The organism is Pseudomonas alvandae (assembly GCF_019141525.1).
GTDB lineage: Bacteria > Pseudomonadota > Gammaproteobacteria > Pseudomonadales > Pseudomonadaceae > Aquipseudomonas > Aquipseudomonas alvandae.
The window spans coordinates 5,640,963-5,654,322 of sequence record NZ_CP077080.1 but is presented as its reverse complement, the minus strand read 5'-3'; the positions used below and the strand labels follow the sequence as shown (position 1 = coordinate 5,654,322).

Annotated in this window: 13 protein-coding genes; 9 read left to right on the top strand and 4 right to left on the bottom strand. The window is 61.5% G+C overall.

The window, feature by feature from the left end:
• Positions 1-56: 56 nt before the first annotated feature.
• The 3 genes from KSS97_RS25240 to KSS97_RS25230 all read left to right on the top strand — a co-directional run bounded on the left by KSS97_RS25240 (position 57) and on the right by KSS97_RS25230 (position 3,474).
• The gene (locus tag KSS97_RS25240) at positions 57-1,106 is read left to right on the top strand and encodes a LacI family DNA-binding transcriptional regulator (protein WP_030140344.1); all 1,050 of its coding nucleotides are present in this window, start codon (positions 57-59) and stop codon (positions 1,104-1,106) included.
• 181 nt (positions 1,107-1,287) lie between these two features.
• On the top strand, positions 1,288-2,448 hold the full coding sequence (locus KSS97_RS25235; protein ID WP_030140343.1) for an L-talarate/galactarate dehydratase: 1,161 nt from the start codon (positions 1,288-1,290) through the stop codon (positions 2,446-2,448).
• Positions 2,449-2,520: 72 nt separating this feature from the next.
• Positions 2,521-3,474, top strand: a complete 954-nt coding sequence (locus KSS97_RS25230) for a 2-hydroxyacid dehydrogenase (protein WP_030140342.1) — start codon at positions 2,521-2,523, stop codon at positions 3,472-3,474.
• A 231-nt stretch (positions 3,475-3,705) separates the two neighbouring features.
• Here KSS97_RS25230 and KSS97_RS25225 read toward each other — a convergent pair whose 3' ends face one another.
• Positions 3,706-4,785 (bottom strand): endonuclease/exonuclease/phosphatase family protein, encoded by a 1,080-nt coding sequence (locus KSS97_RS25225; RefSeq protein WP_030140341.1) that lies wholly within the window; start codon positions 4,783-4,785, stop codon positions 3,706-3,708.
• The gene (locus KSS97_RS25220; RefSeq protein ID WP_030140340.1) at positions 4,782-5,441 is read right to left on the bottom strand and encodes a YciC family protein; all 660 of its coding nucleotides are present in this window, start codon (positions 5,439-5,441) and stop codon (positions 4,782-4,784) included. The genes KSS97_RS25225 and KSS97_RS25220 overlap by 4 nt, the downstream gene beginning before the upstream one ends.
• A 178-nt stretch (positions 5,442-5,619) precedes the next feature.
• Between KSS97_RS25220 and KSS97_RS25215 the strand changes: the two genes are divergently transcribed.
• From KSS97_RS25215 to rhlE1, 5 genes are all read left to right on the top strand, one after another.
• Positions 5,620-6,375: a DUF2076 domain-containing protein gene (locus tag KSS97_RS25215; protein ID WP_217860391.1), complete on the top strand. Its 756-nt coding sequence runs from the start codon at positions 5,620-5,622 to the stop codon at positions 6,373-6,375.
• 128 nt (positions 6,376-6,503) lie between these two features.
• Positions 6,504-6,983: a LabA-like NYN domain-containing protein gene (locus KSS97_RS25210; protein ID WP_030140338.1), complete on the top strand. Its 480-nt coding sequence runs from the start codon at positions 6,504-6,506 to the stop codon at positions 6,981-6,983.
• 21 nt (positions 6,984-7,004) lie between these two features.
• Positions 7,005-7,616 (top strand): 3'-5' exonuclease, encoded by a 612-nt coding sequence (locus KSS97_RS25205; protein ID WP_030140337.1) that lies wholly within the window; start codon positions 7,005-7,007, stop codon positions 7,614-7,616.
• Positions 7,617-7,857: 241 nt separating this feature from the next.
• On the top strand, positions 7,858-8,760 hold the full coding sequence (yedA, locus tag KSS97_RS25200) for a drug/metabolite exporter YedA (RefSeq protein ID WP_217860390.1): 903 nt from the start codon (positions 7,858-7,860) through the stop codon (positions 8,758-8,760).
• 58 nt (positions 8,761-8,818) lie between these two features.
• Positions 8,819-10,156 carry an RNA helicase RhlE1 gene (rhlE1, locus tag KSS97_RS25195; RefSeq protein WP_030140335.1) on the top strand — a complete coding sequence of 446 codons (1,338 nt, stop codon included), beginning with the start codon at positions 8,819-8,821 and terminating at the stop codon, positions 10,154-10,156.
• A gap of 70 nt (positions 10,157-10,226) precedes the next feature.
• Here the strand turns inward: rhlE1 and KSS97_RS25190 are convergent, their stop codons facing one another.
• Both KSS97_RS25190 and KSS97_RS25185 read right to left on the bottom strand, forming a co-directional pair.
• Positions 10,227-11,474 carry a TIGR03862 family flavoprotein gene (locus KSS97_RS25190; protein ID WP_217860389.1) on the bottom strand — a complete coding sequence of 416 codons (1,248 nt, stop codon included), beginning with the start codon at positions 11,472-11,474 and terminating at the stop codon, positions 10,227-10,229.
• A gap of 281 nt (positions 11,475-11,755) precedes the next feature.
• Entirely contained in the window at positions 11,756-12,676 is a 921-nt protein-coding gene (locus tag KSS97_RS25185; RefSeq protein ID WP_030140333.1) for a histone deacetylase family protein, read from the bottom strand.
• A gap of 73 nt (positions 12,677-12,749) precedes the next feature.
• On the opposite strand from KSS97_RS25185, the gene KSS97_RS25180 reads away from it, so the two are divergent.
• Positions 12,750-13,319: a GNAT family N-acetyltransferase gene (locus KSS97_RS25180; protein ID WP_030140332.1), complete on the top strand. Its 570-nt coding sequence runs from the start codon at positions 12,750-12,752 to the stop codon at positions 13,317-13,319.
• Positions 13,320-13,360 lie beyond the last annotated feature (41 nt).

The following is a 13,360-nucleotide window of genomic DNA, read 5'->3' as shown; positions in this document are numbered from 1 at the left end:
GGATAAGCTGCTTTTCCACGCAGCCTCGGTTACTCAGCTCCAGATTTGGACATGTCATGGCAAAGAAACCCGCAACGCCCACCACTGAAGCATCGATGACAGCGGCCAACAAAGGGGCCAGCTTGACATTGATCGATGTGGCAAAGATTGCCGGGGTCTCGCCAATGACCGTTTCCAGGGCCTTGCATCGACCGGAGCTGGTGAGCGAGAACACGCGGGAAAAGGTCCGGGAGGCGGTGCGCCAGTCGGGTTATGTGCCAAACATGCTGGCCGGTGGCTTGGCGAGCAACAAAAGCCGCCTAGTGGCGATTTTCCTTCCCACTATCGCTAACTCCATTTTTGCAGACACCGTGCAATCGTTGATGGACCGCCTGACCCAGGCGGGCTATCAGACCCTGCTGGGCCTTACAGGCTATAGCGCAGAGCAGGAAGAAAAACTGTTGGAGGCGGTACTCGGCCGGCGTCCGGATGGCATCGTACTGACCGGTACGCTTCACACCGAATCAAGCCGCTTGCGCCTCGCTCAGGCGGGTATTCCCGTGGTTGAGGCCTGGGACTTGAGTGAGGACCCTTTGGACATGCTGGTGGGTTTTTCCCACGAAAAGGTGGGGGAGGAGACCGCGCGACACCTGGTGAAAAAGGGTTACAGGCGATTTTCCGTGGTGACCATCAGCGACCCCCGGGGTCTGCGCCGTTGCAACAGCCTTATCGCCGAGCTGAAACGCCAGGGAATCGAGCAAGTGCCCATGGAAATCCTGGCGCCACCTGCCACGCTCGAAGTCGGGCGAGAGGGGCTTCGGCGACTGCTGGACCAATCACCGCGGCCCGACATCGTGGTGTGCAGCTCGGACACCGTGGCTCAAGGCGTTTTGGCCGAAGCCGCCAGCCAAGGCTTGAATGTGCCCGGCGACCTTGCCGTCATGGGGTTCGGGGATCTGAGCAGTGCCGCGCAGGTCTACCCGGCGTTGTCGACTGTCAGCGTCGACGGCAAGCGCATCGGCTTGCAAGTGGCCGAGGCGCTGCTTGAGCGATTCGAAAACCCTTTGGCCCAGAAAACGGTGCGGATTGACACCGGTTTCACCTTGATCGACCGCGCGAGCACCTGAATTGAAAATCTGTTTATCGGTTGCCTTCGGTTGAATGATTGCGCAATCAGTGTAGTATCCATTCAAAGGTCTTCGGTTTTATCGAGCGAGGGCTTTTTTTTGATCAGCCTATGATTGCGCAATCATGGGCTGGCAGGAGCTTCCACACCTGAACGCTTTTCAATGTCCAAGGAGCGCACACATGTTCGTATCAAAAGACCTCCCCAAGTCCTCCGATGACGACCGTATTGCCTGGGTTCGTGTCGCTTCGGTGATCTTGCCGCTGGCCAATCCGATCAGTGATGCCAAGGTGCTTACCGGGCGGCAGAAACCGATGACCGAGATCGCCATCCTCTTCGCTGAAATTGAAACCCTCGAGGGGCATCGTGGCCTCGGCTTCAGTTACTCGAAACGTGCCGGCGGACCGGGGCAATTCGCCCATGCCAAGGAAATCGCCCCGGTGCTGATCGGCGAAAATCCGAGTGACATTTCCAAGCTCTGGACCAAACTCTGCTGGGCTGGCGCCTCGGTGGGCCGCAGTGGCATGTCGACCCAGGCCTTGGGGGCGTTCGACGTGGCGTTGTGGGACCTGAAAGCCAAGCGCGCCAACTTGTCGCTGGCCCGTTTGCTCGGCGCCCAACGCGATTCGGTGCGTTGCTACAACACCTCGGGAGGCTTTCTCCATACCCCGCTGGATCAACTGATGAAAAATACCGACGTGTCCCGCGAAAAGGGCATCGGTGGTATCAAGTTGAAAGTCGGACAACCGGATTGTGCCCTCGACATTGAGCGGGTCAGCACGGTGCGCAAGCACCTGGGTGACAACTTCCCGCTGATGGTCGATGCCAACCAGCAATGGGATCGGCCGACGGCCCAGCGCATGTGCCGCCAGTTCGAGGCGTACAACCTGATCTGGATCGAGGAACCCCTGGACTGCTATGACGCCGAAGGCCACGCCGCGTTGGCACAACAATTCGATACGCCGATCGCCACGGGTGAAATGCTCACCAGCGTCGCCGAGCACGCCGAATTCATCAAGCTGCGCGGCGCGGACTTCTTGATGCCGGACGCGCCACGAGTGGGCGGCATCACCCCTTACTTGAAGGTCGCGTCGATGGCTGAGCAAGCGGGCCTGATGCTGGCCCCGCATTTCGCCATGGAACTGCACGTTCACCTGGCGGCAGCCTATCCGACCGAACCCTGGGTCGAGCACTTCGAATGGCTTGAGCCTTTGTTCAACGAGCGCCTGGAGACCCGTGACGGCCGGATGCTCGTCCCCACCCGTCCCGGTTTGGGGCTGACGCTCAGCGAACAAGTCAAGCCGTGGACGGTTCAGGAAACCGAGGTGGGTGCCCGTCCCTGAGGAATCTCCTCGGTTCGGCAGTGGATAGGTTTGCGAGGCTCTATCCAGAGCCTCCTTGAAAGGGGAGCTACCGTGATCGATCTCAAAATGGACGTGCTGGTATGGGGGCCCATGCACCCATCCTTGATGCAGTCGTTGGAAGAACACTACAGCGTCCACAAGCGCTGGGAGATTGCCGACTTCACCCACTGGGTCGCTTTACATGGCGATTCTATACGCGCGGTTGTAACCAGTGGTGTGTACGGGGCTGACCATCAGGTCCTGGAACAGCTGCCCCATCTCGAGGTGATTACCAGTTTCGGTGTCGGTTATGACGCTCTCGATACGGCTTACCTGGCCCGTCGTGGTATCCAGTTGAGCAATACGCCGGACGTGCTCAACAACAGCGTGGCCGAAACGGCACTGGCGTTGATGCTTTGCGTATCCCGTAGAGTCTGCGAGGCCGAGCGCTTCGTGCGGGCCGGCAAATGGCGGGAGGCAAAATTCCCCTTGGGCAATGACCTGCACGGTAAAACCTGCGGCATCGTAGGCTTGGGCAAGATCGGCAAGACGCTCGCCAGACGGGTCTCGGCCTTCGACATGAACGTCGCGTATTATCGACCCAATGGACCGTATGCCGAGGTTTCCTATACCCATTACGCCGACCTTCAAGCACTGGCCACTGCCGCGGACTACCTTGTTGTTCTCGTTCCTGGCGGCCCGCAAACCCGGCACCTGATCAATCGACAGGTCATGCGCGCGCTCGGTCCCAAATCCTTTCTGATCAATGTGGCCAGGGGCAGTGTCGTCGATGAGGCGGCGTTGGTCACGGCCCTCCTTGAGTCGGAAATCGGCGGTGCCGCCTTGGACGTGTTCGAGGACGAGCCCCATGTTCCGGCCGCGTTACTGGAAATGGATAACGTCGTATTGCTTCCACATATCGGCAGCGGTACTCACGAGACCCGCCAAGCCATGGCGGACCTGGTTCTCGAAAATCTCGATACCTATTTCGAAGAGGGGAGGCTGGTTACGCCGGTGGCGCTGTAATGCGTTTTGGCGCCGGCAGGCCTGTGGGAGCGTTGATCGATCTGTGGCGTGATGCTTGAGAGCTTTTGTGGCGAGGGAGCTTGCTCCCGCTGGCGCGCGCAGCGGGCCCCAAAAGCAATGAGCGCTGCGCACTCAAGCGGGAACAAGCTCCCTCGCCACAGGGCCGTGCTGCTCTCGAAATCCTTGTGGGCCGAGCCAGCTTGCTCCCACAGGTGTTTGGCGGTGAGTCGGCTAAGGCGCTGCCGGCAACAAAAACCGCGCAATCACCGGCAAATGATCGGAGATGCGCAAGGTGTCGTCCTGCCGGACCTGGGCTTCGACCCGCTTGAGGCGTGGGCTGTAGAACAGGTAGTCGACGGTGCGGTCGGGGCCGTTGAGGCCCGGGTCGTTCGGGTAGTGGGTGAGCCAGTGTTCGCGGTCGATGCCGCTGGCCTCGTTGTTGGTCGGGATCATCGGGTATTTGTCCCACAACAGATGCAGCTCGCTGTCGGCGGAGTAGGGCGAGCGCTGTTCCGCCGGCAGGCGCCGGTATTGACCCAGGGGCAACAGGTTGAAATCGCCACCGATCAGCCAGGACGTGCTGGCGGATTCGAGCTTGTCCAAAGCCTTGGACACGGCATCGATCTGTTTCTGCGCGGTGTCGTCCGGCCGTGCCGCCCGCTCCAGGTGTGTATTGAGCACCGCCACTTGGCCGCCGCCGCTCAGTGGCAGGTAACTCACCAGCAAGGCGTTTTTCGGCTGGAACTGACGACTGATGAAACTCCCATCCGCCACGGGTAATTGCACCCGCTCGGCATGGTCGATGCGGTAGCGACTCAGCGTCGCCAATTGCCGGCCAACGCTGCCAAAGATGCGCGGGCTGGGGATGAAATCGGCTTTCCAGTCGAAGGCGCTGGTGCCGCATGGGTAGAGGTCGGCCAGGCGCTCCTGCAGCAGCTTGAGTTGTTCCTGGTAATGGCTGGCCTTGGCACCGTTGTCCAGTTCCTGGAGCAACACCACGTCCGGCTGTTCATCGCGAATGACCCGCGCCACTTCGTCGAGGCTAAAGGCCATGTCTTCGAGGGTCGGGCTTTCATCGTCGCCCTGGGCCAGGTCGTGCCAGAACACGTAGCGCTTGCCGGCCAGGAACTGGACGTTCCAGGTCATCACCTTCAACGCCTGGCCGGGCATCAGCGGCGCGGCGTCCGCGGCACAACTGACGGGCAGCGCTTCCCGGGCCTGGGGACGCCAGGTCAGCCCATAGATCGAGAAGACGCCGATGCCGACGATCAACAACAGGCCCAGCACGGTGTATCGCAGCAGACGGCTCATGGCTCGGGTTTTTCGGCAATCAGCATGAACATTCGGAACAACACCACAGTGGTGAACAGTTGCAGGAAGCTGTGAATGCTATCGATCAGCAGACTGATCAAGGGGTTCTGCGGTGCAGGGTACACCGAGACGCTGGCGCCCTTGAGCAGCCACAGCGGGACCATTACGGCCAGGATGCACAGCAGGATTCGCCAGAAATGGCCTCGACTCAGGCGCGCGCTTTCCTTCATGGCGGCCAGAGGCGACATACCCCTCAACACCAACAGGTATTCACCAAAGGCCAGGACCACCATCAGCCACAACCCCGGCAGGAAATACAATGAGATGCCAATCAGGATCAGCAGCGTATTGAGGGCGGTCAGCAAGGCGAAGCGTGGCCATTGAAGCAGGGCGGCCGCGAGCAGGTCGCGCGCCCGCGGGGCTTCGCCACGGCTGCGGGCATCGAGGAACAGAATCAACGCTGCGGTATACAACGGGTACACCAATAGACCGACGATCACGCTGTAGCCGGAAAAACCGTCGGCCCCGAAGGCGTTGTCCACTCCTTGTTGCAGCACCGCTTCAATGATCACCAGCGGCAGGCACAACTGGGCGATGCGGCCCAGATGGCGTTTGAAAAAATACAAGGAGTCACGCAGTACTTCTAAGGGATTCATGGGTCGGTATCGCAGTTCAAAAAAGCGGTCCGACACTTTACCCATCAGGTGACCGCATAAACAAACGTAAACATCAGGTAAAGACCATTGAAAGGTTCCTGGCGGACCCCATTACTGACGGGCACCGGTCTTTTGTGGACCGGCTTGGTTTTTTATCCGGCAATCTGATGAGGTCGCCATGAACAGCGAAGAACAAACCCTGATCGATGGACTGTTTTCACGGCTGCAACAGGCCGAAAAGGAATCAGCCCCGCGCGACGCCCAGGCTGAGGCGCGGATCAAGGAACACTTGGCCAACCAGCCTGCGGCGGGCTATTTCATGGCCCAGGCGATTCTGGTGCAAGAGGCGGCGATCAAGCGCCTGGACGAGCAGAACAAGCAACTCGCCCAGCAGGTCGAGCAATTGCAAGCCGAGTTGCAGCAGGCTCGCAATCCGGCTTCGGCGCCCAGCGGCGGCGGTGGTTTTCTCTCGAGTATTTTTGGTGGCGGCAACCGCGATTCGCGTCCTGCAAGTACTCCAGCGCCCAGCGGTGGCGGCTGGCGTGAACCGGGACGGCCGTCGTTCAACGCGCCGGCCCAGCAAGGTTTTGGTGCCGCGCCCGGCAACTATGGCGCGCCGCAACAGCCGGCCCCGGCGGCCAGCAGCTTCCTCGGTGGCGCCTTGAAAACCGCGGCGGGCGTGGCCGGTGGCGTGATGCTGGCCCAGGGCATCAGCAGTCTGTTCCACAGCAATCAGCCTCAGGAAATCGTCGAGATCCTCAAGGAAGAACCGGCCCAGCCCGTCAACGATACGGCCAACAGCGGCGACAACGGCTGGGGCGATGACCAGCGCGTGGCCGACAACGGTTCCTACGACAACGACCCGGGCGGTGTCAGCGACGCGGACTACGGCGACGATTCGTCCTTCTTCGGCGACGACGACTCGTTCGTCTGACCTGCCATTCGTCCGAGGCGCCCGGGCGCCTCGGGCCGATTATTCGCGGAACATTCCTCGAGGCTGGCATACTGGGCGACTTTTCGGGCCGGCTGGCCTGCACGCGTGTGCATTCATGAGGAAACGCGGTGAAAAAAATCGCAGTGTTCGCCGATGTCCAGAACCTCTACTACACCGTGCGCCAAGCCTATGGCTGCCATTTCAACTACGCGGCGCTATGGGCTGACGTCAGCAAACAGGGCCAGATCGTCGAGGCCTATGCCTACGCGATCGATCGCGGCGACAGCAAGCAACAGCAGTTCCAGCAGATCCTGCGCAACCTCGGCTTCACCGTGAAGCTCAAGCCCTACATCCAACGCAGCGACGGTTCGGCCAAGGGCGACTGGGACGTGGGCATCACGCTCGACATCATGGACGCTGCCGACCATGTCGATGAAGTGGTGCTGGCCTCCGGCGACGGCGATTTCGACATGCTGCTCGAACGCATCATCAGCAAGCACGGCGTGCAAGCGGTGGCCTACGGTGTGCCGGGGCTGACCGCTAACTCGCTGATCCGCGCCGCCAGCCGCTACGTGCCCATCGAAGGCGCGTTGCTGCTCAAGAATTGATCTTCAAGGAGCCCCACAGGTTTGGAACGCATCGCAGTCATCGACTTTGAAACCACCGGCATCACCCCGAGCAGCAGTTGCCGGGCCACGGAAATCGCCGTGGTGATCCTTGAACAAGGCCGGATCGTCGACCGTTACCAGAGCCTGATGAACGCCGGTGTTCGCGTGCCGGCCTTCATCGAACAACTGACCGGGATCAGCAACGCCATGCTGCGCAGCGCTCCCCCTGCGGAAAAAGTGATGAACGAGGTCAACGAGTTTGTCGGCATCACGCCGCTGCTGGCGCATAACGCCGCGTTCGACCAGAAGTTCTGGGACTTCGAACTGGGGCGCATCAAGCGCACCCGCCTGCAGAACTTTGCCTGTTCGTTGTTGCTGGCCCGGCGCTTGATGCCATCGGCGCCGAACCACAAACTTGGCACGCTCAACGCATTCGCCGGCCTGCCCCACACCGGCCAGGCTCACCGGGCCATGGCCGACGCCGAAATGGCCGCCAACCTTACCGCGCACCTCGCTGCGGAATTGCGCCAGAAGCATGGGTTGCGGGAGTTGTCCCATGACCTGCTGTGCAGTTTGCAGAAAGTGCCGGCGGCGAAGATCAACGAACACCTCAAGCGCCATCGCGGGTTCTGAACGCACCGCGAAACCTTTTGTGGGAGCGAGCTTGCTCGCGATTGCGGCGTATCAGTCAATGTTATGTTGGCTGATCCAAAGCTATCGCGAGCAAGCTCGCTCCCACAGGGTTGGTCTGTGTTCAGTCGTATTGGTCGTGCCTTGAAAAGTGTATGGCTCGGATAAACAGATTTTGTAACTTAATTTCTGCCGAGCGCCTTTTTAGAATGATGGGTTTCATCGTCCTGACTTCGAGTTGAACATGCCTGGCCCACGCCGTTTTCCGTTGCCGTTGATCGCTGCCTTTTTCGCCTTGTATGTCATCTGGGGTTCGACCTACCTGGTGATTCGCATCGGCGTCGAGCATTGGCCGCCGTTGCTGCTGGCGGGGATTCGTTTTGTGATCGCCGGGTCGTTGATGTACGGCTTCTTGCGGTGGAAGGGCGCGCCGGCGCCGACCTGGGCGCAATGGAAGGCCGGGGCGCTCATTGGCGTGTTGCTACTGACCTTCGGCAATGGTGCGGTGAGTATCGCCGAGCATACGGGCGTGGCTTCGGGCGTGGCGGCACTGGCCGTGGCGACGGTGCCGTTGTTTACCTTGCTCTGCGGATATTTCTGGGGCGCACGCAATACCCGTCTCGAGTGGGCGGGGATTGTGCTGGGATTGATCGGCATCGCCATGCTCAACCTGGGTTCGAACCTGCAATCGAGCCCGTTGGGAGCGGCTTTGCTGGTGTTCGCCGCCGCCTCGTGGGCCTTCGGTTCGGTGTTGAGCAAACATGTGCAACTGCCCGCAGGCGCCATGGCCAGCGCGGTGGAAATGCTGGTGGCTGGCGTGGTGCTGTTGATCGGCAGCTTCGCCAGTGGCGAACGCCTGGACCACGTGCCGCCGCTGGAAGGCTGGTTCGCGTTGGTCTATCTGATCGGGTTCGGTTCGATCATCGCCTTCAATGCCTACATGTACCTGCTCAAGCATGTGCGTCCGGCGGCGGCCACCAGCTATGCCTACGTCAACCCGGCGGTGGCGGTGTTGCTGGGCATCGTCTTCGCGGGAGAAACCATTGGCATCGAAGAAGCCTTGGCGATGCTGGTGATCATCAGCGCCGTGGTGTTGATCGGTTTGCCGCAGTGGCGCAAGCCCAAGCCTGCACCGGCCGAATCCTGATTTAGGGTAAACTGCCGCGCATTGCACACCCTGCGCTGATTTTTCCTACGGTACCTCCATGACTTTCGCCACCCTTGGCCTGATCGAACCCCTGCTGCGCGCCCTCGAGACGCTCGGCTACCAGACTCCGACGCCGGTCCAGGCCCAAGCCATGCCGGCCGTGCTCGCCGGGCGCGACCTGATGGCCGCGGCCCAGACCGGTACTGGCAAGACCGCCGGTTTCGCCGTGCCGCTGTTGCAGTTGCTGACCACCGAAGGGCCGAAAGTCGCCGCCAACTCGGTGCGTGCGTTGATCCTGGTGCCGACCCGCGAGCTGGCCGAGCAGGTCCACGAAAGCGTGCGCCAATACGCGCAGAACCTGCCCTTGAGCACCTACGCCGTGTACGGCGGCGTCAGCATCAACCCGCAGATGATGAAGTTGCGCAAAGGCGTCGACTTGCTGGTGGCGACGCCGGGCCGCTTGCTCGACCTGTTCCGCCAGAACGCGCTGAAGTTCAACCAGTTGCAGACCCTGGTGCTGGACGAAGCCGACCGCATGCTCGACCTGGGGTTCTCCGAGGAACTGGCGAACATCTACAAGGCGCTGCCGAAGAAGCGCCAGACGCTGCTGTTCTCGGCGACCTTTTCCGATGCGATCCGCCTGTTGGCCGGGCAGATGCTCAACGATCCGCTGAGCATCGAAGTGAGCCCGCGCAACGTGGCCGCCAACACCGTCAAGCAATGGGTGGTGACGGTGGACAAGAAGCGCAAGCCGGAGCTGTTCATTCATCTGATGCGCAAGCACAAGTGGAAACAGGTGCTGGTGTTCGCCAAGACCCGCAACGGCGTCGATGCGCTGGTGGAAAAACTCCAGGGCCTCGGTGTCAATGCCGATGGCATCCACGGTGACAAGCCCCAGGCGACCCGCCAGCGCGCGCTGGATCGCTTCAAGGCCAGCGAAGTGCAGATCCTGGTGGCCACCGACGTCGCCGCCCGTGGCCTGGATATCGAGGATTTGCCATTGGTGGTGAACTTCGACCTGCCGATCGTCGCCGAGGACTACATCCACCGCATCGGCCGCACGGGCCGGGCGGGCGCCACCGGGCAGGCGATTTCCCTGGTCTGCGCCGATGAAGTGAATCTGCTGTCGGCCATCGAGACCTTGACTCGTCAGACATTGCCCCGGCAGATGGAGCAGGATTTCGAGCCTGAGCACCGCGTGCCGGAGACCGATGCCAGCGGCCAGGTGATCAAGAAACCGAAGAAGCCGAAGAAACCGAAAACCCAGGGCAGTGGCGGCAAGCGCAACCTGGGCAAGTGGGTGGACAGTGGCGATTCGGGGCCGGTGGAGCCGTCAGTCAAGCCGGTGCGAAAAGTGCCGGTGTTCAATACCGGGCCGCGTAAGCGTAAGCCTTGACGGCAGCTGCAAGTTTCAAGCTGCAAGCCGCAAGTTGTATGTCGATGGTCTTCAGCTTGCAGCTTGCAGCTTATAACTTCCCGCTGTTTCGTAGAAACTCCACCATCCCCAACCCCGCCGCCCGACCACTGGCAAAGCACGCCGTGAGCAGGTAGCCGCCGGTTGGCGCTTCCCAGTCGAGCATCTCTCCTGCGCAGAAAACGCCGGGGAGCTGCTTGAGCATCAGCCGTTCATCCAACGCTTCGAAGGCCACGCCGCCGGCACTGCTGATCGCTTCGTCCAGCGGACGGGTTTTCACCAGCGTGACCGGCAAGGCCTTGATCGCTTCCGCCAGCCGCGCCATGTCGGCGAAGCAATCGACGGATGTCAGCTCGCGCAACAAGGCTGCCTTGACCCCGTCGATCCCCAACTGGCTGTGCAAGTGCTTGGCCATCGAGCGCGACCCGCGTGGCTTGTTCAGGGCCTGGAGGATTTTATCCACAGGCCGGCCCGGCAACAGGTCCAGATGAATGGTCGCGCGGCCGTGCTGGTTGATGGCCTCACGAATCGCTGCCGACAGCGCATAGATCAGGCTGCCTTCGATGCCGGTGGCGGTGATGACGCATTCGCCCAGGCGAGGCACATCGTCGTTGAGGCCGATGGCGATGTTCTTCAGCGGGGCGCCGGCGAATTTGCTGATCATCAGGTCGCTCCAGGCCGTCACGTCGAATCCGCAGTTACTCGGCTGCAGCGGCGCAAGGGCCACGCCGCGCTGTTCCAGCGGCAGCATCCAGGCACCATCGGAGCCCAGGCGCGACCAACTGCCGCCGCCCAATGCCAATAATGTCGCGTCGGGCGCAAGACTCTTTTCTCCCTCCGGGCTGGCGATGCGCAGGCTGCCGTCGGGGTTCCAGCCGAGCCAGCGGTGGCGGGTGTGGATCACCACCCCGGCCTCACGTAAACGCTTGAGCCAGGCGCGCAGCAGCGGGGCGGCTTTCATGTCGGTTGGAAATACCCGTCCCGAGCTGCCGACGAAGGTGTCGATGCCCAGGCCGTGAATCCATTGGCATAACTCATCCGCGCCGAATGCTCGCAGCAGCGGGGCGATATTCGACGCGCGTTCGCCGTAGCGGGACAGGAAGGCCGGGAAGGCTTCGGAGTGGGTGATGTTCATGCCGCCGACGCCGGCCAGGAGAAATTTCCTGCCCACCGAGGGCATGCCGTCGTACAGATCGACCCGGACACCGGCCTGGCTCAACACCTCGGCCGCCATCAGGCCAGCAGGGCCGCCGCCGATGATGGCGATGTTTGGGATGGGAGGCTGGGTGGTCGAGGTCATGGTGTGAACTGCGGAAACGAGGAATAGCGCGGCATTCTATCAGCACAAATTCCTGTGGGAGCGGGCTTGCTCGCGAAAGCGGTGTGTCAGTGAGGCAAATATCGACTGACACACCGCGTTCGCGAGCAAGCCCGCTCCCACAAGGTAGGTGGCGTTCTTAAATTAAGGTGATCAAAAAACAACCAAGCCCCTGCGAGCCATAGGCAACACAGGCTGCGAGCCGTTTCGCTCAGGTTATCCACAGGCCGCTCCACAGGCATTGTGGGTAACGCGCCCAGCGTTCAATGACAGCCTGATGACATCCAGACCTTTTGTGCGCTGTGGTGCAGGATCCCGTGGCGTCGGGCCAGGGCCTTGCGGTCCTTGCTGTAGCCACCACCGATCACGCCGACGACGGGGATGTCCCGCCCGAGGCAATGACGCATCACGCTCTCGTCCCGGGCGGCGAGGCCTTCGTCGGTCAGTTTCAGGTAACCGAGGGCGTCGTCCTTGTGCACGTCGACGCCGGCGTCATACAGCACCAGGTCCGGCTGGTAGAGCGGCAGCAGGTAATTGAGCGCATCGTCCACGACTTTAAGGTAAGCGGCATCGTCCATGCCCATCGGCAGCGGAATGTCCCAATCGCTTTGCGCCTTGCGTGCCGGAAAATTCTTTTCGCAGTGCAGGGAAACTGTCACGGCGTCCGGGGTGTCATGGAGTATTCGAGCAGTACCGTCGCCCTGGTGCACGTCGCAGTCGAAAATCAACACCCGCGAGACGCGACCGCTGGCCAGGAAGTAGCGGCTGATCACCGCCAGGTCATTGAAAATGCAAAAGCCGGCCGGGTGATCGTAGTGGGCGTGATGGGTGCCGCCGGCCAGATGACAGGCCAACCCGTGTTCGAGGGCCTTTTCGGCGGCCAGGAGCGAGCCACCCACCGCGCGTACCGTTCGCCGGGCCAGGGCTTCGCTCCAGGGCAGGCCAAGTCGCCGTTGGTCTTCGCGGGACAACTCACCGCCCATGTAGCGTTCGATATAAGCGCGGTCATGGGCCAGGGCGAGGATATCTGGTGGGCACAGGGCGGGGCGCAACAGGTCCGCATCTGTCGTCAGGCCACTTTCTACCAGGTGGTCGCGCAGCAGGCGGAACTTGTCCATGGGGAAGCGGTGATCCGCTGGGAACTCGGGGCTGTAGTCTTCGTGGTAGATCAGCGGCAGGGGCATGGTGTTTTCAGCGGTGAATGAGTGACGGATCCTACCAGCGATGTAGACTCTGGGGCATGGAAAGGGAGTGAAGATGGAGCCGATACTGGAACTGGAAAGCGCACGGCTGATATTGCGGCAGTGGCGCGACGATGATTTGCCGGCGTTTGCGGCCATGTCCGCCGATCCGCAAGTGATGCGTTATTTTCCGGCACCCTTGAGTCGCCTGGAAAGCGCTGCGTTGATCGGGCGCGTGCGCGGGCATTTTGCCGAGCATGGTTTTGGTTTGTGGGCACTGGAGCGCAAGGACACCGGCGCTTTCATTGGCTTCACCGGGCTGGGCGTGGTCGGGTTCGACGCGCATTTCACCCCGGCGGTGGAAATCGGTTGGCGCCTGGCCCGCGAACACTGGGGGCTTGGTTATGCCAGCGAAGCGGCGTGGACGGCGCTGCGCTGTGCCTTCGACCGCCTGGGGCTGGACGAAGTGGTGGCGTTTACCGCTGTGGATAACCTGCCGTCGCAGAAGGTCATGCAGGCCATCGGCATGCAGCATGATCCGGCGGATGACTTCGAACACCCCAAGCTCGCGGTTGATCATCCATTGCGTCACCATGTGCTCTATCGCATCGATCGTGAGCAGTGGTTGCAGACGCTGCACGGTTAGCCGACACGGACGTTACAATGCCCGCCAAAATGGCCCGGGCC